Annotated in this window: 10 protein-coding genes and 1 pseudogene; 4 read left to right on the top strand and 7 right to left on the bottom strand. The window is 73.4% G+C overall.

What is annotated here, in order from left to right:
* Positions 1 to 42: 42 nt before the first annotated feature.
* On the bottom strand, positions 43 to 1068 hold the full coding sequence (locus tag IE271_RS21980) for a helix-turn-helix domain-containing protein (protein WP_190192104.1): 1026 nt from the start codon (positions 1066 to 1068) through the stop codon (positions 43 to 45).
* Positions 1065 to 1901 carry a peptidoglycan-binding protein gene (locus tag IE271_RS21975; RefSeq protein ID WP_190192103.1) on the bottom strand — a complete coding sequence of 279 codons (837 nt, stop codon included), beginning with the start codon at positions 1899 to 1901 and terminating at the stop codon, positions 1065 to 1067. Before IE271_RS21975 ends, IE271_RS21980 begins: the two co-directional genes overlap by 4 nt.
* 260 nt (positions 1902 to 2161) lie before the next feature.
* Between IE271_RS21975 and IE271_RS21970 the strand changes: the two genes are divergently transcribed.
* Positions 2162 to 2623, top strand: a complete 462-nt coding sequence (locus IE271_RS21970) for a peptidoglycan-binding domain-containing protein (RefSeq protein WP_190192102.1) — start codon at positions 2162 to 2164, stop codon at positions 2621 to 2623.
* 117 nt (positions 2624 to 2740) lie between these two features.
* Here the strand turns inward: IE271_RS21970 and IE271_RS21965 are convergent, their stop codons facing one another.
* Together IE271_RS21965 and IE271_RS21960 are read right to left on the bottom strand one after the other, a co-directional pair.
* Positions 2741 to 3730, bottom strand: coding sequence for a helix-turn-helix domain-containing protein (locus tag IE271_RS21965; RefSeq protein ID WP_190192101.1), 990 nt, complete (start codon positions 3728 to 3730; stop codon positions 2741 to 2743).
* A gap of 401 nt (positions 3731 to 4131) precedes the next feature.
* Positions 4132 to 4821, bottom strand: coding sequence for a glycosyltransferase family protein (locus IE271_RS21960; RefSeq protein WP_190192100.1), 690 nt, complete (start codon positions 4819 to 4821; stop codon positions 4132 to 4134).
* 375 nt (positions 4822 to 5196) lie between these two features.
* On the opposite strand from IE271_RS21960, the gene IE271_RS21955 reads away from it, so the two are divergent.
* The gene (locus IE271_RS21955) at positions 5197 to 6402 is read left to right on the top strand and encodes a glycosyltransferase (protein WP_190192099.1); all 1206 of its coding nucleotides are present in this window, start codon (positions 5197 to 5199) and stop codon (positions 6400 to 6402) included.
* Between the two features lie 108 nt (positions 6403 to 6510).
* Positions 6511 to 6897 (top strand): cupin domain-containing protein, encoded by a 387-nt coding sequence (locus IE271_RS21950; RefSeq protein WP_190192098.1) that lies wholly within the window; start codon positions 6511 to 6513, stop codon positions 6895 to 6897.
* Positions 6898 to 6949: 52 nt separating this feature from the next.
* On the opposite strand, the gene IE271_RS21945 is transcribed toward IE271_RS21950, so the two are convergent.
* The 3 genes from IE271_RS21945 to IE271_RS21935 all read right to left on the bottom strand — a co-directional run bounded on the left by IE271_RS21945 (position 6950) and on the right by IE271_RS21935 (position 21697).
* Positions 6950 to 7822, bottom strand: a complete 873-nt coding sequence (locus IE271_RS21945; protein ID WP_190192097.1) for a TauD/TfdA dioxygenase family protein — start codon at positions 7820 to 7822, stop codon at positions 6950 to 6952.
* 142 nt (positions 7823 to 7964) lie between these two features.
* Positions 7965 to 17687 carry a non-ribosomal peptide synthetase gene (locus tag IE271_RS21940; protein WP_190192151.1) on the bottom strand — a complete coding sequence of 3241 codons (9723 nt, stop codon included), beginning with the start codon at positions 17685 to 17687 and terminating at the stop codon, positions 7965 to 7967.
* A complete protein-coding gene (locus IE271_RS21935; protein ID WP_229919483.1) occupies positions 17687 to 21697 on the bottom strand; it encodes a non-ribosomal peptide synthetase in 4011 nt (1336 codons plus the stop codon). Before IE271_RS21935 ends, IE271_RS21940 begins: the two co-directional genes overlap by 1 nt.
* 812 nt (positions 21698 to 22509) lie before the next feature.
* On the opposite strand from IE271_RS21935, the pseudogene IE271_RS21930 reads away from it, so the two are divergent.
* Positions 22510 to 22656, top strand: a pseudogene (locus tag IE271_RS21930) (IS5/IS1182 family transposase); the annotation flags it as partial.
* Between the last annotated feature and the right edge of the window lie 96 nt (positions 22657 to 22752).

Raw genomic sequence — 22752 nt, 5'->3', positions numbered from 1 at the left:
CTCCTGTGCACCCCGTCCGCGCCGTCGTCCGGCACGGATCTTCTACGGAGTGCCCGGTACGGGAGCCGCCATGCCCGGATGCCTGAGCACGGACCTGGCCTCGAAGCACTCCTTCTCGCCTCTCCCCGCGGGCAGGAAGCACCCCTGGACGAGTGCTCCGGGAGGCGTCACGCCCATGAGGGTGTGCACGTAGGTGTCCGCCTCACGGCGGTTGCCGACCCGGGCGTCGCGGACGGGTCCGTCCGGTCCGTCGACCCTCACTTCGATCCGGTCGCCGATCCGGGCGCCCCACATGCGCGCCCAGCTGCTCCCGCACGTGTCGCTGTACCGGATCTGGACCGAGGCGCCGCCGGCGGTGCGGTGCTCGACCAGGGTGTCCGGGTCGGCGGCGCACCTCATGACCAGCGGGTCCTTGCCCCGGCAGGCCGCTTCGCGACAGAACGGTCCGGAGCCGGAGCCGGTGCCGGAGCCGGAGGCGGGCAGGGTACCGACGGGCCGCTCGGCACCGCTCCGGTGCGGGAGGAGGAGCAGGGTCAGCACGACGGCCCCCAGCAGCGCGGCACACACCGACGCGAGGACCGCCACGACCGCGGTCCGGCGGTGACCGACGCGGGTGTTCCCGGCCGCTGCCGGGGCCTGCGTGGGCACGGGCGCCGCGACCGGGTCACCGGCCGGCGCACCCCTGCCCGCCTCCGGCTCCGGCTCCGGGACGACCGCCGCCGGACCCGGCCGCCGGGCGGGGACCGGTGCCGGGGCGGGGGCCGACGCCCCGGCACCGGCGGACGGCGCACGCGTCGCCTCCTTCGCCCGCCCGCCCCACTCCGCCCGCGCGATCTCCCACAGCGCGAGACAGCGCCCGTCCGGCTCACCGGCGAGGCGGCACAGCTCCTTCACGGCCCCGCGCGGCGGCAGAATCCTGCCGTTGAGGTAGCGCTCCCACGACGACTTGCTGAACGTGGTCGCCTCGGCGAGGCCCGCCAGGCTCAGACCGGTGCGTTCCCTCAACTGCCGCAGCAGGAGGACCAGTCGGGCGCTCTCCGGCGACGGCGACGACGCCTGGCGCGTCATCCGCGCAGGGCCTTCCAGGTGCGCGGTCCGACCATGCCGTCGACGACCAGCCCCGACTTCTTCTGCATGTCCTTGACCGCGCGCAGCGTCAGCGGCCCGAACATGCCGTCGATGCCGCCCGGCGAGATGCCCGCCCGGCGCAACAGGCACTGCGCCTCGGCGACGTCCGGTCCGACGTCGCCGTAGGAGACCTCGGTGTCCCTGGTGGAGTTGATGCCGGCGGTCCACAGACCTTCGGTCCGCTCGATACGGCAGGTGTACGCGGGAGGGGACGAGGACTCGGCGGCGGAGGGCAAGGGGGCGGTGGCGGCCGTCGCGCCACTGTCCGGATGGAACCGCAGCACGAGCAGGAACACCGCGGAGAGGGCCAGCACCAGGGCCACCGCCCCCGCGACCAGCGCCACGTGCAACGCCCGGCCGGTGGACGGTGCGTCCGCAGCCGTTGCCGTCACCACCGGAGCGGGCGGCTCCGCCGGGGCAGCCGGTCCGGCAGGCTCCCGTTCCGCGGCCGGTCCGGTCCGCTCCCCCGCCGAGAGCCGCGCCGGTGCGGGCCCCTTCGCGCGACGGGCGGCCCAGGCCTCGGCGGCGACCTCGTGCAACGCCAGCAGCCCGACCGGGTCGGCGCCCCCGATCCGGGCCAGCGCCTCCACGGCCCGCCCGGGCGGCAGCGACCTGCCGCCCAGATACCGCTCCCAGGACGTCACGCTGTATCCCGTCCTGGCCGCCAACTGCCGCATGCTCAACTCGCTGCGGTCCTTCAGCCGGCGTAACCGCGTCACCAACTCCCGTAAGGACGGATCCAGTTCATCGGACAGCGCGTTCCAACGCGGCATGTTCCCCCCAGGTCCGGTCATGACCGTGTCCGGCGCCTCCCCAACTGCTGCGCATTCTGCATGAGCCTCACCACATGTTCCACAGCCGTCCCGCAAAACCGTCCCGAGGGACACGACCTCTCCAGCTCAGCGCCTCGCCGTCCCGCAAAGCCGTCACTTCCTCCGCAGCCGTGGCCGCGCCGCCCGGGCGTCCCGCACCGTTGTCCCGCCACCTGCTCGCCGGACGGGCCGGGTGCCGACCCACGACGGAAGAGGAAGACATGCGACCGAACGCTTTGGGCAGGGCCGTCATCGGCCTCGTCGCGACCGCCGGCATCGCCGCCGGAGGCCTGGCGGCCGCGAGCCCCGGTTACGCGGCGACCGCGCCGGCCCCGCAGCCGGCGGTGAACGCGCAGCCCGCCGCACGGCCCGCCGCCGTGCTGGCGACGGAGAACTTCGGTCTGACCAGCGCCGAGGCCAAGAACGTCCAGCGGTTCCTCGCGGACTACTGGGGCTACACCGGGGCGATCGACGGACAGCTGGGCACCAACAGCTGGAAGGCCTTCCAGCGCTGCCTCGCGCAGTACTGGGGCTACACGGGCGCGATCGACGGCGACCCCGGCCCCAACACGATCAAGGCGCTGCAGCGTCTGCTGAAGGACAGCTACGGCTACACCGGGGCGATCGACGGCATCGCCGGCTCCGGCACCCGGGCGGCGTTCAAGCGCTTCGCCAACGCCTGACAAGGCGTCCGACGAACCACCGCCTGACGAGCCGTCCGACATGGCGTCCGACGAACCGTCCGGCGACCGGTGTGCCGACCTGCGGCCTGTCCTCCCGGAGCGGAGGGCGGGCCGCTGTCACCACGACGGGCTCCCTTCCTCCCGTCCCTGACAGTCCTGCTCCGCACGGCAGTCCGCGCACCGGACCCGTGGATCACGCGTCCGGAACGCGCGGTCGCAGCCGTCGCAGTTGACCAGCGAGGCCGCGCGTTCCACCGGCGGCTCCTCGGACGGTGTCGCGGGCAGCGGGGGCGGCAGGAGGGTCGAGAGGCGGTGTTCGAGGAAGCGGGCCGGGTGGTGAATGGGCACCGGGTCGGGCGGCAGGCCCGCCGTGAGGGTACGGGTGACCTGGTCAGCGGTGGCCGAGCGGGCGAGCCACATGTCGACGGCCGGAACGAGACGCCGGACGTCCCGGACCGGGAGGAGGAGCCGGGAGTCGGCGAGGCGGAGCCTGGCCAGTAGGTCGGCCGCGGGTCCCGACGGCACGGGCTCCTGCTCGGGAACGGGAGGACACGCGCGTGCGAGAGCCACTGCGGCGGTACCGGACACGGGCGGCGGGGCCGCAGGGCGTGGCGCCTCCCGAGCCGCGGACCGCGCCGGCGCCACCGCCGCCGTCGAAGCCGCCGATGCGTCGACCCGTACGGGCACTGGCGCGGGCACGGACGCGGGCACGGCCGCAACCGGTACCGGAGCGCCGGGCTGTTCGTGGAAGAACGTGCGGGTCGCGATGCGGCCGCCCGCCAGCCGGACCCGGCGGCGTACCAGGTACCCGGCCGCCACCAGTTCGTTCAGGGCTCGGGCGATGGTCGTCTCGCCCTCCGTGAAGCGCAGGGCGAGTGCCTTGACGCCGACGGAGGCGCCGTCCGGGAGGGACTGGATGTGGACGCCGAGGCCGATCGCCACGGCGGACAGGCGGGGGTGCTGGGCGAGGTGGTTGCCGACCACGGTGTACCGCTCGGTGTGGCGGTGGCGTACGTGGAGGACTCCGGCACGGGGCGCGTCGGCGGGGAGCGGAGGCGCGGGAGACGGGTACGCGGGCGGGGCCGCGTTAGACTGCGGGTCAGCCATTGGGAAGGGGCTTACTTCCTAGTTGGTCAGGCCCTCGTCGGGATTGCAGTCCCGCCGGGGGCCGTTCTGTATTCGGGTCTGTATTCGGGGTTGTTCGCCGCGACCGTACCGCACCTGCCCGAGCACTTGATGCCCTCGTCACCCGAACGGGTGGCGGCCCGACTCGCCCCCGGGGACGGGTCGGGCCGGACGGGCCGGGTGGGGGCGGTTCGGTATTTCACCAAGGGATTTCAAGGACGTCGCGCGTCACCGGGCCGCGGAATTCCGCGACCCGGCCGTCACCGGGCCGCGACCCGGTGACGGCGTACGGGACGGCTGTGCCTGTGCGCGCCCTCTCGGGCCGCCGTACGCCCTCGCACTCGCACTCGCGCCCGCACCGTGAGCGGTCGACGTCCGGGGAGTCAGCCCGTGACGGTGTTGTAGTTGACGATCTCCTCCACCATGAGGGCCACCGCGCCGACCAGTGGGTTGTCCGCTCCCCCGCTCACCACGTCGGGCAGTCGGTGCGCCTCCTCCTCGGCCACCGCCACCATGCCCCAGAACGCGTTGAAGCCCGAAGGGTCCGCCGGCTTGTCGGCGGCCGCCCCGACCCTCGCGACGCCGCCCTCCTCAACCACGGCCAGCGCGCCCATCTGCCGCAGCGTTAGGGGATCGTGTTCCTCGGCTGCCACCACGCTCCACCCCGACACCCCGATCTGCTCCAGAGCGGCGCGGAGACTGCCGGCGCTGCCTGTGCCGTTGACGACGATGTCGGGCAGGACGAGGGCCACAGGGCCGTGCGTCATCGGCAAGGCGGACCGGATCGCTCCGTCGAGACCCGGTCCGTACGACTCGTCCTGGTAGACGAAGACCATCTGGAAAGTCCCGGCGTAACGCGCGAGATAGCTCACCGTGTCCAGCTTGTGCGTCCCGAATACGACGACCACGCGCACGTCGAGTCCGCTTTTGACCAGTTCGACAGTGGATTCCAAGCTGCGGTCCAGCACGGTGACTTCAGGGGCCAGACAGTGCAGTTCCTTCGCATAGGGAGCCCCGAAGCGCGTTCCGAATCCGGCGCAGGGCAATATGACCGAGACATCAGGCACGGACACGTGCGGACTATGCATCAAATGGCCTTTGGGTTCAGACGGTGTGTCGATGGTGGGACCCCTGCGCGGGTGGGGAGTCCTGTGCGGGTGAGGAGTCCTGTGCGGATGGGGAGTCCTGTGCGGGTGGGGACCCCCGCGCCTTTTCGCTCATGAGCGGGCCGAGGCCGTACCGCGACGGCCCGGAAAGTGCGTCGACGCCCGTCCACGGCACCCGACAGCACGCGGCATACACTGCTGCGGCGCACCCGCGGCAACCGGCGTACCGCCGCCGCCGAGGACCGCTCGAACTCCGGGCAGGCGTGAGCCGGAATACCGGGCACCGGCCGGAACGTACGGAAAGACGGAACGGAAACGGAACGGAACGGAAGAGGGCGAACGATGCGGGTGCTGTTGTCCACCTACGGAACGCGGGGCGACGTCGTGCCCCTGGAGGCACTCGCGGTGCGACTGCGGGCGCTCGGCGCGGAGGTGCGGATGTGCACCCCGCCGGACGAGGAGTTCGCGGAGCGGCTGGCGGGCATCGGGGTGGACATGGTGCCGGTCGGGCCTCCGGTGCGGGAGGTGATGCGCGGGACGTCCCTGCCGTCGGCGGCGGACCTGGACCGGTACCGGACCGAGATGGTCGCCGCGCAGTTCGACGCCCTCCCCGCGGCGGCCCGAGGGTGTGACGCGCTGGTGGCGGCCGGCCTGGCGCAGATCGCCGCGCGGTCGGTGGCCGAGGCCGCGGGCATCCGCTACGTGTACGTGAGCTACGCGGCGGTCCACCTGCCCTCCCCGCACCACGCACCGCCGCCGCGGCCGGGCTGGCCGGAGCCGGAGGCGAGCGACAACCGCACGCTGTGGGAGCTGGACGCCCACCAGGTGAACGCGCAGTTCCGCGAGCCGCTCAACCGTCACCGGAGAGCGCTCGGCCTGCCGCCGGTGGACAACGTCCGCGACCACGTCCTCACCGACCGGCCGTGGCTGGCGGCGGACCCCGTCCTGGGAGCCTGGCCGCGGACCCCGGGACTCGACGTGACACAGACGGGTGCCTGGAGCCAGGCGGACGAACGCCCGCTGCCGGCCGACCTGACGGCGTTCCTGGACGCGGGCACGCCGCCGGTCTACGTGGGCTTCGGCAGCCTGCGCCCGTCGCAGGACATCGGCCGCAAGGCCATCGAGGCGATCCGCGCGCAGGGGTACCGCGCACTCGTCTCCCGCGGCTGGGCGGACCTGGAGCCGATCGACGACGGGGACGACTGCTTCGCCGTCGGCGAGGTCAACCACCAGCGTCTGTTCAGCAGGGTGGCGGCCGTGGTGCACCACGGCGGCGCGGGGACGACGGTGACGGCCGCCCGCGCGGGTGCGCCGCAGGTGGTGATACCTCTCCAGCTGTCGGACAACCCGTACTGGGCCGGCCGGGTGACGGCCCTGGGCGTCGGCGCGGCGCCCGACGGCCCGTCCCCGACCGCCGAGTCCCTGGACGTCGCGTTCAGGACCGCCCTGGCACCCGGGACCCGGGCACGGGCGAAGGAACTGGGCGGGAAGATCCGTACCGACGGAGCGGCGGTGGCCGCGGGCCTGCTGCTCGACGCCCTTCGGTGAGCGGTCCGGTGAGCGGTCCGGTGAGCGGTCCGTTTCACGCCTCCTCTACCTACTGATTCAGGACTGCCGGGCCCGGTGCGCCCGCGCGATCAACTAGCGTGCGGGCGCATGGAAGACGGCGTGTACGTGGGCAACGCGGGCAAGGACGCGGCACTCGACCGGGGATGGCTGCTCGGGCACTTCAAGGAGGACGGCGATCCTCGCCACAGCCATGCCGTGGAGGTCAAGTGGGGCGTCCACGCACGCGGTGAGCGGCGGACCCGGTGGGTGGAGGGCGAGGTGCGCACGGCTCTCCTGGTGCTCGTCTCGGGCCGCTTCCGCATGGAGTTCCCCGGCCGCAGCGTGCTCCTGGAGGAACAGGGCGACTACGTCGTCTGGGGCCGGGGAGTGGACCACTCCTGGGTCGCGGAGGACGAGTCGGTGGTGCTGACCGTGCGATGGCCTTCCGTGCCCGGATACGCCGTTCCGCGGGAAGGGGACCCGAAGGGCCCTTGACGGGGTCCCCTTCCTGCGACCGGAGCATGCGACCGGAGGCGGCGTCGCGCCGTCAGCCCTTGACGGGGCCGCCGTTGATGGCGACGCGCTGGCCGTAGCGGGCGTAGGGGTAGTAGTCGTACGTCGCGTGGTGCTGGACGCAGCGGTTGTCCCAGAAGACGAGCGTGCCCGGGGTCCAGCGGACGCGGCAGTGCAGGACCGGCCGGCAGGCGATGGTGTCGAAGAGCATGTCGAGCAGTGCCCTGCTCTCCTGGGCGGAGAGCTGCGGGATGCGGCTGGTGTATGCCTTGTTGACGTAGAGCAGCTTGCGGTCGGTCTCGGGGTGCCGGGCCACGAGCGGGTGCTCGCTCTTGGGGATGACGTAGTCCACGGGCGGGGTGTGGCCCGCGAAGGCCTGGGCACCGTCGTGGATCGCGGTGAGGGGGTCCAGCAGGGAGCGCATGGCCGGCGAGAGCATGTCGTAGGCGAGGTGCATGTTGGCGAAGAGGGTGTCGCCGCCGCAGCCGGGCTCGGGGATCTCGGTGATGTAGAGCATCGATCCCAGGGACGGTTCGGCGTCTGCGGTGCCGTCGGCGTGCCAGCCGTTGCCCGCCACGTTCGCCGCGGCCGACGTCGTGCGGATCTCCAGGATGTAGGGGTCGCCCTCGGGCGGCGGCGGGTTGACGGGGCGCAGCTCGCCGAAGGCGGACGCGAAGCGCTTGTGGTCCTCGACGGTGATCGTCTGGTCGCGGAAGACCAGGACGTGGTGGTCGCGGAACGCGGTGCGTATCTCGTCCATCTGCTCCGCCGGGATCTCCGCCGACAGGTCCACGCCCGAGACCTCCGCGCCCAGGACGGGGGTGATCCGCTCGACCGTGAGCGTGCGGTAGGGATGCACAGGACGCGTGGTCACCGCTTCCAGTGCGTCGCGTTCGAATGACTCCATGACGTCCTCCAGAGGGGGGTGGGGTTACAGGCTTCCGCCGGGTCCGGGTCCGGGGCCGGGTCGGGTCCGGAGCCGGGGCTGGTTCCGGACCCGGTTCAGGAACCGGAGCGGTGCGGCCGGCCGGGCGCGGGCCCGCAGGGGTTCACCGGGCGTGCTCCGGTCCCTGCCCGGGGCCGGTCCCGGCGCGGGCCGCCGGGTCCGTCAGCGTCGCCCTGATGGTCTCGGCCACCGTGTGCACATGAGGTGGCGCCACGATGCCGTAGTGGTCGGTGGGCAGGGACCGCCGCACGGCGGAGGGGGGCAGGCAGGCGCTCCACTGCCGGTCCGTCTCCTGCCGGTCGCCGGGTGCGGGCACACCCGTCGTGGGCCGCTCGGCCAGCCACAGGAACGTGGGGACCGAGGTGAGTGGCCGCACCCGGTGCTCGCCCAGGCTGCGCAGGTTCGCCCGGCAGCAGCGGGCCAGCCTCTCGGCGTACGTCTGTGCCTGTTCCGACGGCACCGACGAGGCACCGGCGCCGAGTTCGGCGGCGAACACCTCTTCGAGGTGGGTCTCGTCGTAGGCGGCGACCAGCGCGTCCGCCCGCGGCGGCGGCGGGTCCAGCAGGTGGAGCGCCGCCACCGGCTGCCCGGCCGACTCGGCCAGGGCGGCCATCTCCATGGCCACCCGGGCGCCGTAGGACCACCCGGCCAGGTGGAGCCGGTGGCCGGGGCCGCCGAAACGGGCACGGAGTTCCGCGTCGTAGTGGCGGGCGCGTTCGGCCAGTGACCACGCGGGCGCCATGGCGTCGCGGAGTGCCGGATCGGCGATGAGGCACACGGTCGGTACGGGCCCGAGCGCCGCCACCAGGGACCGGTAGGCCTGGATGTCGCCGCCCACGGGGTGCACCAGGCACACGACGGCCGGGCCGGTCCCCTCCTGCCAGACGTCCAGGACGACCCGGGACGCGGTGCTCCCGGCCGTCCCGGCGACGGGCTCGGCGGGGGTGAGGGCCGCCTCGACGTGCTTGAGGACCTCGGTGAGGCTGACCCGGTGGCTGAAGGAGGACAGGTCGAACTCGACGCCGTAGTCGTCCTCGATCCGGTCGATCAGGCTGATCAGGGTCAGCGAGTCGGCGCCGAGGTCGTACAGGGAGGCGTCCGGGTCCAGTGCGTCCACGCCCAGGAGATCCTGGATCGCACGGGCCACGGCACCGGCCCGTTCCGCCGCGTCGTCCGGGGCCGGGTGCGGACCCGGGGAACCCGCCCCGTCGTCCGTGCGGTGTGTGCGGTCCGTGCGGTGTGCCGGCCCGGACCGTGGGGTGAGCGGCTCCGACCGGTCGTTCCAAGGACTCCGGTCGTTCCAAGGGCTCCGGCTGTTCCGGTCGTCGGTGGCGAGGGGGGCGTAGAAGGCGCGGGAGGCGGCGATGTCGGTGGTGGAGACGAGGAGCTGCGGCAGTTGCAGGGCCAGGGCCTGAGCGAAGACCGCCTTGCCCTCCTCGACCGTCAGACCGACCTCCAGGTGGGCCTGGTGGCGGCTGTCCGTGTCCAGGACCCGGGTCGCCATGCCGGTCTCGCTCCAGACGTCCCAGTCGATGCCGATCCGGACGGTCGTCTCCGCCTCCGCGCCGCGGTGGTGGGCGAAGCCGTCGAGGAGGCTCGCGCCGGCCGCGTAGTCGCTCTGGCCGACGCCGCCGAGCAGGGCGGACATCGAGGAGCAGTAGACCGCGACCTCCGGGCGGAAGGTCTGGATCAGGTGCTCCACGACGAGGGCGCCGTTCTCCCGGGCCGCGGCGGCGTCGCGCATCGCCGTGGCGTCGCGCCGTACGAGCAGCCCTCCGAACCCGAGGCCGGCCGCGTGGATCACACTGTCCAGCCGCGGTGCGCGCTCGGCGACGGCCGCCGCCACCTCGTGCACGGGCAGGGCCGCCAGGTCCGCCGGTACGAGGCCCACGCGATCGGACCAGCGGGCCAGTTCCGCGGGCAGCCGCGGGTTCCTCGACAGCAGCAGGACCCGGCCGCGGGTGTGCTCGAGCAGCCAGGCGGCGACGGCGCGGCCGATGCCGCCCGTGCCGCCCAGGACCAGGTGGACCGCGTCCTCACCGGACGGTACGAGCGCCTCCGTGCCCATCGCGGTCGGCACCGGTACGGGCGTGGTGCCCTGCCGCCACCAGTAGCCCTGACGCAGCGCGAGCTGCCGGGGCAGGGACGGGTCGCCGGAACGTTCCGCCCGGCCTTCCCTGCCTGCTCGGCCTGTTTCGGCGACGGCCGCGGCCACGTGTGCGGCCCAGCGGGTGAGGTCGCCGTCCGGGAGGTCCAGCCAGTGGCCGTCCAGGGCGGCCTCCTGGGGGGCGACCTCGACCGGTCCGGCGAGGAGCGCCAGTTCGGGCCTGTCCACCGTTCCGGTCACGGGCCGGGCACCGTACGACAGCCACCACACGCGCGGGGGGCCGGTCCGCCCGGACAGGGCCTGGGCCAGGGCCGCCGTGGTGTCCAGGCAGGCGTGGCGGGCGCGTTCCAGCGCGCCGGGGCCGACCGGCCCGGTCACGTCCAGGGGCAACGCGTGCACCCACTCGACGTCGGCCAGGGCGAAGGCGCCGTTGCTGCCGTCGGTCTCGTCACTGCCGTCGGTGCCGTCGTTCTCGGACAGCGCGTCGAGCAGCAGACGCAGGGAGGCCGGGTCGGCCGGGTCCACGTCGAAGACGTCGGGTCCCCTGCGGGCGAAGGTGCCGGCCGGGTGTACCCGTACCACGCGGGACGCCACGGCCCGGAACGGCTCGAACGCCGCCTGCGGCGTGCTCCCGGCGGCCACGACGACCACGGCGGACGCGCGGCCGACCCGTGCGGTGGTGTCGGCGACGGTGGTATCCGCGACCGTGCTGTTCGCAACAGCGGTACCCGCGACGGTGGCGCGGCGCAGCCGGACCCAGTGCGGCTGGTGCAGCCAGTCGGCCTGCGGCAGCCGCTGGGGCTGCTGCCGCAGGGGCTGCTCGGCCGGGGCTTCGGGCGTCGCGCGCTCGAAGTCGTACTCCGTGAGCGCGAAGGACGGCGGCGGGAAGTCCCAGGGCGCCGGGGCGTGGCCCGTACGCCAGTCGACGGGTCTTCCGGCGGTCCAGTCCTCGGCGACGTCGTGGGCCGGGCGGCCGGCGGCGGGGACGGGCGCGGCGTCCGGGTCCGCGGTGCCGTGCGGGACCTCTCCCGCGGCCACCGCACGCAGCCATTCCACGGCGGCGGCGGCGTCCGCGGCGGGTGCCGCGAGGCGCAGGCGGCGGGCCGTACGTCCGGTCTGCAGATGGCGCAGCACGGACTCGTACGACTCGGGCCGCTGTCGGAGGTAGTCGGCGATCCGGGCGGCGTCGGCGGCGAGGGCGTCCGCGCTGGAGGCGGACAGCACCAGGCACTTCGGTACCGCGCCGGTCCCGCCGGTGCTGTCCTCGTCTTCGGCTCCGTTTTCGGTCCCGGCCCCGGTGTCCTGTTCCAGGATGACGTGGGCGTTGGTGCCGCCGATGCCGAAGCTGCTCACCGCGGCCACCCGTGCGCGCCCCTCGGGCCAGGGCGTGGTCTCGGACGGGACGTGGAAGGGGGTGGGATCGGGGCCGATCTCCGGGTTGAAGGCGCGGAAGTTGACGGTGGGCGGGACGCTCCCGTGGTGCACGGCGAGGACGGCGCGCACGAGGCCCACCACGCCGGCGGCCGCGCCCATGTGGCCGAGCTGGCTCTTGACGGAGCCGAGCGCGCAGCGACCCGACTCGTCCACGTCGTACGCCTGGCGCAGCGCGCCCACCTCGATCGGGTCGCCCAGCCGGGTGCCGGTGCCGTGCGCCTCCACGTAGCCGAGGTCGGCGCCCGTGCGTCCGGCGCGGGCCAGGGCGGCCTTGATCACCTCGCGCTGTCCGGCCAGGGACGGCGCGGTGTAACTCATCTTGGCCGAGCCGTCGTTGTTGACCGCGGAGCCGGTGAGGACCGCGTAGACGGTGTCGCCGTCGCGCCGCGCCCGTCGCAGCGGTTTGAGGACCACGACGCCGACGCCGCTCGCGCCGACGGTTCCGGTCGCGTCGTCGCTGAAGGGGCGGCAGTCGCCGTCCGCGGAGAAGATGTGCTGCGGGCGGTAGCGGTAGCCGCCGGTCAGCGTGGGGTCGACGAGCACTCCCCCGGCGAGCATCACCTCGGCGTCGCCCTGGCGGAGCAGGCCGGCCGCGAGGTGCACGCCGACCAGGGAGCTGGAGCACGCCGTCTGGACGCTGAGGGCGGGACCGGTCAGCCCGAGGTGGTAGGCGACCTTGGTGGCCAGGAAGTCCTTGTCGTGGTGCAGGGCGAGCTGGAAGCCGTCGGGCAGCCGGGCGGGGTCCGCCTCGCGCAGCATGGACTGGAAGTAGGTGTTCTCCCCGGCGCCGGCCACCAGGCCCACGCGCGCGGCGGAGGTGTCCGCGATCCCGGCGTGTGCCAGTGCCTGCACGCAGGCCATCAGCAGGTGGCGCTGCTGGGGGTCCATCAGGCGCGCTTCCTGGGGGCTGATGCCGAAGTGGCCCGGGTCGAAGCCGAGCATCCCGTCGAGCGTGCTGTGCGCGCCGATGACACCTTCCGGGGCGTCGACGCGGCGGATACCGGTGCCGCCGGAGACCACCAGGTCCCAGAAGGCCGCCAGGTCGGAGGCGCCGGGCACCCGTACCGCCATGCCGACGACCGCGATCGGTTCGCCGGGCTCCGGACCACCGTCGTCCTCCCCGGCCGGTGCGGCGGGCGTCCGGGTGCCGGGGGCAGGACGGTCGTCGGCGGCGGTGGCGAGGTGGCGGGCCAGCGCGCGGACGGTGACGTGCTCGAACAGGTCCGCGACGCCGAAGCGCAGCCCGAGGGTCGTGGTGCAGCGCAGGTGGAAGCGCATGAGGGCGAGACTGGAGGCGCCCGCCTCGAAGAAGGTCTGGTCCGGTGCGATCGTCGCCCCGGTGACCTCCTCGAAGGCGGCGGTGAGCCGCTCCTCCTCGGCCGAGAGACCGGTGCGGGCGGCCGCCGAGCGGCGTATCTCCTCGCCCGGTGCCCGAAGGGCCGCCTGCCGGTCCAGCTTGCCGCTGGGGGTGCGCGGCAGCGTCTCCAGCCGCCGGAAGCGGTCCACGCGGACGTAGGAGGGCAGCGACGCGGAGAGGTGCGCGGCCAGCTCGTCGGTGGACGGGGTCTCGCCGCGGACCTCCAGGCAGGCCGTCAGCCGGTCGCCGTCCCGCGTGACGACGGCGTTGGCCACCGCCGGGTGGCGCAGCAGGGCCGCTTCGACGGAGCCCAGTTCCAGCCGGTGTCCGCTCAGCTTGATCTGCTGGTCGTCGCGGCCCGCGTAGTGCAGCAGGCCCTCGTCGTCGAACCACGCCCGGTCGCCGCTGCGGTAGAACAGCCCCGCGCCGGGCACCTCGACGAAGCGGGTGTCGTTCAGGGCGGGTTCGTCGAGGTAGCAGCGGGTGGTCATGGTGCCGCCGATCAGCAGCTCGCCGGTGCACCGGGGCGGGACCGGGTCGCCCTGGGCGTCCACCACGCGCAGGTCGGCGCCGGCCACCGGGCGTCCGATGGCGGGCCGCTCGGGCCACCGGTCGGGGTCGCCCTCCAGGCACAGGGCGCTGACCACGTGCGTCTCGGTGGGCCCGTAGTGGTTGAACAGGCGGGCGCCGGGCAGTCCGGCGAACCAGCGGCGGACGGAGTCGGTGCACACCAGCTGCTCGCCCGCGGTGACCACCTCGCGCAGCCGGGAGGGGTACCTGCCCAGGCGGACCGCGTACTCGGCGAGCAGGTGCAGGGCCACGTACGGCATGAAGATCCGCTCGGTCCCCGCGGTCTCCAGGCGCTCCAGCAGCGCGGGGGCGTCCTGGCGCCACTCGGGGCGGACGAGCTGGAGGCTGCCACCGGTGCACAGCGTCCCGAAGACCTCCTGGAAGGACACGTCGAACGCCAGCATCGAGAACTGCTGGGTGGCCGCCGGAGCGGTCAGGCCGCCGGGCCCCGACTGCCACCGGATCAGGTCGCACAGCGTGCGGTCGGAGATCTGCACACCCTTGGGAACACCGGTGGAGCCGGAGGTGAACAGTGTGTACAGCGGCCGGGCGCCGTCGTGCGCGCGCCCGTCGTACGAGGTCGCTCCGTCGCGCTCCTGCGGCGTGAGGTCCGCCAGGACGACGGGGTGGCGCACCACACCGTCCGGGAGCAGTGTGTCTAGCGCCGGCGCGCCGTCGTGCGCGACCAGGACGCACAGCGGGTCGACCCGCTCCAGGACACGGCGCAGCACGTCGGCCGGGTAGGAGGGGTCGAGGGGGACGGCGGTGACGTTCAGCCGCGCCAGCGCCAGCAGGGCCACCACGTGCTCGGCGGACGGGTCCAGGTACAGGGCCGCCCGGCAGGGGCCGCCGTCGGCCGGGACCGGATAGCGCTCGGCGAGTTCGGTGGCGAGGGCCTCGGCGAGGGCGTCGAGCGCCGCGTAACTCAGTGTGCTTCCGTCGGTCGTGACCACGGCGGGGGCGTCCGGGGTGCGGGCGGCCTGCCGCGCGAAGCCCTCGGCGACCGTGGTGAAGCCCGGCCGCGGGGCGGGTCCGCGTCCGTGCTCCGGCAGGGACCGCCGGTACGGCGCGACCAGCTCCCGCGCGGTGGAGCGGCCGCCGGAGGCGAGCGCGTCCACGCCCCGCCGGAACAGCTCGGCCATCGCCTCGACGGCCTCGCCGGTGAAGCGGTCCTCGGCGTACTCCCACAGCAGGTCGAGCCCGTCGGGGTGCTCGACGACGGAGACCGTCATCGGGCACTTGGCCTCCGGCGCGGCCCACCACAGGGGGCGCTGGACGCAGCCCGGCAGCCGCAGCCCGGCGAAGTCGGTGTTCTCCAGGACGAACAGGAAGTCGAACGGAGTGCCGTCGCCGACGGCCTCCCAGCCGGTCAGCACGTCCGCGAGCGCCACGTCCTGGCGCCGCAGCACCTGCTCCGCCCCGGCTCCCGTACGGGCGAGGTGCGAGCGCAGGTCCTCACCGGGCGCGACGGCCACGGGCAGCAGCACGGTGTTGGCCATCATGCCCACGCTGTCCTCGAACTCGCGCACCGGGCGGTTGGCTACCGGGGCGGCGATGCGCGGGCGGACCAGGCCGGTCACGCCGTACAGGCTCCAGGAGAACACGCTCAGCAGCACCTGGAAGCGGGTCAGCCCGAGTTCGGCGCAGAGCCGGTCCACCGTGGTCCGGCGCACGACGTCGAGCGGGGTGCTCAGCAGCCGCGCCCGCGGTGCCGAGGCCGAGGCCGTGTCCTGGGCGGGCAGCGGTTCCTGGGGCTCCTCCAGTCCCTGGTAGTACGCCAGGAGTCCGTCGCGCCGCTCCTGGTAGGCCTCGGTCGCGAACCAGTCGCTCTGCCAGGCGGCGAAGTCCAGCGGGTTCGCGACGGGTTCCGTGTCCCGGCCGCGGCCGCTGCCGGTGCTGATGCCGGCGTCGGCACTGACACCGGCACCGGCACCGGCATCAGTTGCCGCGCCGGTGGTCTCGGCGTAGGCGGCGGACAGGTCCCGTAGCAGGATGCTCAGCGACCAGCCGTCGACGGCGATGTGGTGCAGGTGCAGCAGAAGCGTTCCGCCATCGTGTGTCCCGCCATCGTGTGTTCCGCCGCCGTGCGTTCCCCCGCCGTCGCGGGGCAGCCAGCAGGCCCGGAGCATACGGGGGACGGCGAGGTCGAAGGGCTCGGCGAAGAAGGCGTCGGCGAAGGCGTGCGCCTCCTCCTCGTCCCATGACTGGTGCGTGCTGCCGGGCTCGTGCCAGGGGTCGTACGGTTCGCCGACCGTCTGCCGCAGTCCCTGCGGACCGTAGGTGAAGCCCGTCCGCAGTGCCGCGTGGCGTGCCACCAGGGTCCGCAGCGCCCGCCGGAGGGCGGTGGCGTCGACGGGCCCGTCCACGCGGAAGGCCTGGCCCACGGAGTACGCCCGTGAGTCCGGGGTGCGGCGCTGCAGCAGCCACAGCCGCTGCTGCTCGCTCGTGGCGGGCGCCGAGCCGGCGCCGGCGACCGCCGGTGCCGGGTAGGCGCTCTCCTCGCCGGGGGCGGCCGTGGTGACGGCCCGCGCGACGGCGGCCAGGTCGCCGTGGAGGACGGCCGCCTGCGCCAGGTCACGGCCCCAACGCCGCCGGACGGCGAAGCAGAACCGCAGGGCCTTCAGCGAGTCGCCGCCCGCGGCGATCCACCGGTCGCCGAGCTTGAGTCCGGTGATGCCCAGGATCTCCTCGGCCAGCTCCAGGACCTCGCGCTCCGCCTGCGTCGCGGCCGGTCCGTCGGAGGCGGCGGGCAGCCAGGGCCGGTCGGCCCGCCGCAGCAGCGCGGTCTCGTCGACCTTGCCGTTGGCGTTGAGCGGCAGCTCCTCCACGAGGTGGATCCGGTGCGGGCGCATATAGGCGGGCAGGTGGGCCGCGAGGTGGCTGTCGAACTCCTCGTAGGAAACCTCTTGTTCCAGTTGTTCCAGGACGACGAACGCCAGCAGCTCGTTCGGCCCCGCCTCGCCCGCGCGGCGCGTGCACACGTGGGCCCGCCGGACCGCCGGGTGGGCGAGGACGTGCCGTTCCACCTCGCCGGGCTCGATCCGGAAGCCGCGGACCTTGACCTGGCGGTCGGTCCGTCCGACGTACTCCACCAGGCCCTCGCCGTCGGCCCGTACGAGGTCACCGGTGCGGTAGTACCGCTCCGCGCCGCCGTCGAGCCAGGCGAGCCGCACGAAGCGCCGCTCGGTCTCCTCGGGGAGGTTGCGGTACCCGGCCGCGAGTCCGTCACCGCTCAGCAGGAGCTCGGCGACCTCGCCGGGCGCGGCGGTCCTCTCCTGGTCCGGCACGACCAGCACGGCACCGGTCCGCGGCAGGGGCCGGCCGATCGGCACCACGTCGCCGTCGAAGTCCCGCGGGATCGCGTACGACAGGGCGAAGGTGGCGGACTCCGTCGGCCCGTAGCCGTTGATCAGACGGGTACCGCTGCCGGCGTTGTCCCGGTACCAGCGGCGTATCACCCGGGCGTCGAGCTGCTCACCGCCCACCAGGACCTCGCCGACCGTGGCGAAGCAGTCGGGCACGGCCGTGGCCATCGCGTTGAACAACGAGGCCGTGATGAAGAGGGCGTCCACCCGCTCGCGCCGCAGTGCCGCGGCGAACCGCTCGGGGACCTGCACGTCCTCCGGGCGCAGGACCACGCAGCAGCCACCGGTCAGCAGGGGCACCCAGACCTCGAAGCTCAGCGCGTCGAACGCCGGGTTCGCCAGGCAGGCGTAGCGCAGGCCGGGCTCGGCACGGACGTAGCCGGGTTGTGCCAGCCGCATGATCCCGGCGTCGCGGACCTCGACGCCCTTGGGCCGTCCGGTCGTTCCGGAGGTGTAGAACAGGAAGGACACCTCGCCGGGGGCGGCCGGCGCCTGCGCGGAGGCCGCGGTGTCCGGAGGCCCGGGCAGCAGGGTGTCCACGGCGAGCGCCTTCACGCCCTGCGGAAGCTCGGTGACACTCTCCGGAACGTCAGGAACGCTCTCGGGGTCGGCGTGCACCAGGGCGGCCGCTCCGGAGTCCCGCAGGACGAACAGGCGGCGTTCGGCGGGGCTCTGCGTGTCCAGCGGCACCACCTGGGCGCCCAGCCGCAGGATGCCCAGCATCACGCAGACCAGTCGCCACGAGCGCGGCAGCGCCACCGCCACGGCCTGCCCGGGGGCCACGCCCTGGCGGCCCAGTTCCTCGGCCACGGCGGCGGCCGCGGCGTTCAGCGTCGCGTAGTCCAGCCGTACGTCGCCGTCGGCGACCGCGTCCGCGTGCGGTGAGCGCAGGGCCCGGCGGTGCACTTCGAGGGCGATCCCGACCGGTGCGCTCAGGTCTGCGCTCAGGTCCTCGGCCGCATCGGAGGGGGTGGTTTCGACGCGCGGTTCCATCATGCCTCCGCCGACGTGCCGGACAGTGTCGTGATGGCCGTCCCGGTCCCGCCCGGGTCGGTCCCGGCCGTCCCGGTCCCGCCCGGGTCGGTCCCGGCCGGGTCGGTCCCGCCCGGGTCGGTCCCGGCGGCCATCCGGTCCAGTTCGGCGGTGAGGACGGCGGCGACGCGCGGCAGCTCGTCGCTCTCCAGCATGTCCCAGTGGCCGCAGGCCACCGGCTCGACCACGAAGTCACCGCCGACGCGGCGCCGCCAGAAGGCGCGCAGGCCGGCGGCCGCGCCCTCGGCGTCCTCGTCCTCCACGGCCGTCGCCTGCATCAGCACGACACGGGCCGGGGAGTCGGGGACGACGTAGTCGCGCGCCGTCTCGCGGTGGTGGTTGTAGACGGTGAGGTACCGGTCCACCTGGTCGTCGTCGATGCCCGGGTACATGCCGTTGAAGCGCACCAGCTTCTCCCGGAACTCCTCCATGCCGACCGGGGCGATCGCGGCACGCTGCTCCGCGTCCTCGGTGCCGTGGGTGTCGAGCAGGACCACGCTCACCCTCTCGTGCCCGGCCGCCACCAGGCGGCGGCCCATCTCGTACGCGATCAGCCCCCCGTAGGAGAGCCCGCACAGCACCAGCGCCTCGTCCGGGCGGGGGTCGACGAGCCGCAGGTACTCCTGGGCCATCGCCTCGACACCGGGCAGGGTGGACTCGCCGGGATCGATGCCGGGCGCCTGGAGACCCACCACGCCGGCGTCGTCGGGCAGCAGCGTGGACAGGGGCAGGTAGCAGAACGCGGTGCCGCCGGCGGGATGCACGCACACCACGCGCCGCCGGCCGTCACCGGCGCGGAACTCCACCAGGCTGCTTGAGCGCGTGGACCGCGAGGCCCCGTCCCCGTCGCCGCGCACCCGCTCGGCGAGCGCCTCGATGGTGGGGTGCAGCATGACGTCCCGGACCGGCAGCGTCACACCGAGTTCCTCCTGGACGGCGGACACCATCTTGATCGCCGAGATCGACGTGCCGCCGAGCTCGAAGAAGTTGTCACCGATCCCGACGTCCGGGTGCAGCAGCACCCCTCGCCAGATCCGGTACAGCGCCATCTCGACGTGGTCGCGGGGCGCGGCCGTGTTGACCCTCGCGGAGCGGGCCTGCGCCGCGGCACGCAGCACCGCCGTCCGGTCCACCTTGCCGCTGCGGTTCAGCGGCAGCCGCGGGAACTCGGCCACCACGACAGGGATCATGTAGTCCGGCAGGCGGTCCTTGAGGGCCGCGCGCCACTCGTACGCCGTCCGCGCCGCCTCCGCGTCGCATCCCACGCCGGCGACCAGGTGGGGGCCGCCCGGTGTGTCGCGGTCGGCCAGCACCACGGCCTCCCGCACGCCGGGCACCGCAAGGAGCGCCGCCTCGACCTCGCCGGGTTCGATGCGGAAGCCGCGCAGCTTGAGCTGGTCGTCGCGGCGGCCGACGTACTCGGCGTTGCCGTCCGGCAGCCAGCGCGCCAGGTCACCGGTGCGGTAGACGCGCTCACCGGGTACGAACGGGTCGGGGACGAAACGCTCGTCGGTGAGGTCGGGCCGGTTCAGGTAGCCGCGCGCCAGGCTCGCTCCGCCGAGGTGGACCTCGCCGGCGACTCCCACCGGTACCGGACGCATGCGGTCGTCGAGCAGGTACAGGCGGGTGCCGCGCAGTGGCCGCCCGATGGGGCACGGCCGGTCGTACGGCTGCGGGTCGGTGTAGGCGGTGGAGTAGAGCGTCGCCTCGGTCGGGCCGTAGCCGAAGCAGATGCGCAGACCGGGCAGCAGCTCGCGCATGCGGTGCAGGGCGCGCTCGGGCAGGGACTCCACTCCGGTGAGCAGCTGGCGCAGGCTCAGCCCGGCGAGGCGCGCGGCCGGGTCCTCGTCGATCCACAGGACGAAGGACGGAGGCAGGAAGGCCTGGGTGACCTCGTGTACGCGCAGCCAGTCCATCAGCGCCGCGGGGTCGCCCCGGAGCTCGTCGGGGACCACGTGGAGCACCGCTCCCGTGGTCAGCGGCATGAGGAGCTCGTGCACCGACGCGTCGAAGCCGATGCTCGACCAGGCCGACGCCGCCTCACCGGGTGCGTCCCCCATGAGGTCGCGCCAGTGGTCGAAGAGGTTGACGACGCTGCCGTGCGTCACCGCCACGCCCTTGGGGCGGCCGGTCGATCCCGAGGTGTAGATGACGTAGGCGAGCCGGGCGGGGTCCGCGTCGACGCCGGGCGCCTCGTCGCGCGTGCCCTCGGCCTCCACCTTCGCCAGGTCCTCCCACAGCGGCAGGTCATCGCCGTCGGCACCCGCCTGATCGGTCATGTCGGCCTGACCGGTCGCGTCTGCCTGGTCGGTCAGTACGAGGACCGGTGCGGCGTCGCTCACCATGGCGGTGAGCCGTTCCGAGGGCTGTCCGGGGTCGAGGGGGAGGTAGGCGGCCCCGGCCTTGAGGATGCCGAGCACGCCGACGACGAGGTCGGCCGTGCGTCCGGCGTGCAGGCCCACCACGCGGTCGGGTCCGGCACCGCGGGCGATCAGCGCGTCGGCGAGCCGGTTGGCCCGGCGGTCGAGCGTCGCGTAGTCCAGTTCCACGTCCCCGGCCACCACGGCGGGCTGCCGCGGCCGTTCCCGCACCTGCGCCGCGAACCGCTCCAGCAGGCTCGCCGGTGCCGGTACGCCCAGCCCATCCGCATCCGCGACGGGTCCCGCGCTGAAGGCGGCGAGGAGTTCCCGCTGCTCGGCCTCGTCCAGCAGCGTCAGGTCGGCTATCTCGGCTCCGGGCCGTTCGGTCATCAGGCGCAGTACGCGCAGGAACTGGCGTACGTACCGTTCGACGGTCGCCCGGTCGAAGAGCGCCACCGCGTAGTCGATCTCTCCGGTGAGGTGCCGGCCCTCGTCGGCCAGGGCCAGGACCATGTCGAACTTCGCGGGGACGTGGGCGGCGTCCTCCCGCAGCTCGACCTCCATGCCCGGGAGCTCGAGCTCCTTCCGCATGGAGGGGACCCAGGCGAACATGGTCTGGAACAGGGCCGTGTAGGCGGGGCTCCGTGGCGGGTTGACCAGTTCCACGACCCGCTCGAAGGGCAGGTCGACGTGTTTGAGGGCGTCGCGGACCCGCTGGTTCACCTGCTTCAGGGCGCCGCCGACGGTGAGGGAGCCGGACAGGTCCGCGCGCAGGGCGAGGGTGTTGACGAAGAAGCCGATCAGTCCCTCGACGTCGCCGCGGCGGCGGTTCGACGTGGGAGCGCCGACCACGATGTCGTCCTGCCCGGAGAGCAGGGACAGCAGCACGGACCAGCCGGTCAGGACGGTCGCGTACAGGGAGACATCGTTGTCGGCGGCCAGCTCGCGCAGGGCCCGCGTCAGGTCCTCGCCCACGGTCACGGGCACCCGGTCGCCGCGGAAGACCTGCTCGGGCGGGCGGGGCCGGTCGGTGGGCAGGGAGAGCACGGCCGGGGCGCCGGCCAGCGCGTCGGTCCAGTAGTCGGCGTGCGCGGCGGGCTCCTCCCCCGCCATCCAGTCCCACTGCCAGCGGGTGTAGTCGCTGTACTGCCACGTCAGCTCCGGCAGCGACGCGTCCCGCCCCTGCTGGAGCGCGCTGTACACCAGGCCCAGCTCGCGCAGCAGCAGGGAGCGGGACCACCCGTCGAAGATGATGTGATGGGCAGTCAGGATCAATACGTGGTACTCGGGCTCGAGCGCCACCAGGCGGCCGCGCACCATGGGCTCCTCGCCCAGCCGGAACGGGGTGCCCTCCACCTCCCGACGTGTCCGCGCGAACCGCTCGGCCGCGTCCGGCAGCCCCGTCAGATCCTCGAACGTCACCGGGAACCCGGTCTCCGGCGGGTCGACGACCTGGAGCGCCGAGCCGCCGGAGGGCACCAGCCGGGTGCGCAGGGCCTCGTGCCGCGCAGCGAGCAGGTGCAGCGCCCGGACGAGCAGGTCCCGGTCCAGCGGCCCCCGGATGTCGAAGGGCATCGGCTCGTTGTACGCGGCGCTGGCGTCTCCGTCCATGCGCGCCATGACCCACAAACGCTCCTGCGCGAGGGAAAGCGGCGCGGGAGACGTTCCTTCGTCTTCGTCGGAGTGGGGGGTGACGTCGGAGTGATGGGTGACTGCGATGCGGGGGGAAGGCACGGATTACCCTTCACGAGAAAGAAACGCGACGGAAATCGAATCCCGCGTTTCCGGAGGATCAGTGGTTCACGCAACCGTGCGCGAGCATGTCCGGCACGGCCGGGCATGACGGCATGGCTACGCCTGGCCAGTTTCGGATGATTCAGCCCGACGTCCGGAATGTGCACGTTGCAAGCGATACGTGCGACAGCGGGTCTCAGGCGGAGCACGAAGGGGGAATCGACGGCCTGACCTGGCCAGTTCCTTCACGGAGCCGATGCGCGAACGACGCGGCGGGCCGCTGCGGGCCTCGGGGCGATACCTTCACGGGTCCAGCGACGTCTCGCGCGACCTTCCGGATATCGCCGTTTGTTGCAAAGACTCCATAAAATCGCGGGAGACGTATACGGAGGAGTGGTTGAGGGGGTCTGTTTTTCGGCCACCCTTGCAGTGGCTCATTTCCGCAGATATTAATTGCGCGCCGATTGAATGGTCAACAGTGACCCACGCCACAACCGTACGGCGAGAACTACCCCATACGGACACCAGGTGACATCAAGGGCCTACCCGAGAACAGTCGACACCAGAATGACATTGACGATCATTCAGGCATTTCCAAGGTCGGCACATGCCGGTCCGTCGGCCGGTATTCATGTCCGTCCCCCGTCGGGTTGCTTAGACCGTGTCCCATGTGGTGACGGCTCGTTGAGCTGTGTACGGGGCGGAGTACGTGGAGTTGGATTGTTCCGGACGGGCTGCGGGAGATCGCGGAGCCGCTGATCCCGCCGTCGAGGGTGCGGCCGCAGGGGGGCGGAACGCAGGACACGCCTGCTGAGACGCTGTTCGCGGCGATCGTCTAGGGACCGTATCCAGTTGTGATCAATCTGCGGGATCCGGTCTCGCGGCACGGCGTGAGCCGGTAGATCTGGTGTCATGACGCAGGTGCAATTGAG

The sequence above is a fragment of the Streptomyces minutiscleroticus genome (assembly GCF_014650875.1).
Taxonomy (GTDB): Bacteria; Actinomycetota; Actinomycetes; order Streptomycetales; family Streptomycetaceae; genus Streptomyces; species Streptomyces minutiscleroticus.
The sequence above is the reverse complement of the archived record's forward strand: the minus strand, read 5'-3'. Positions and strand labels throughout refer to the sequence as shown.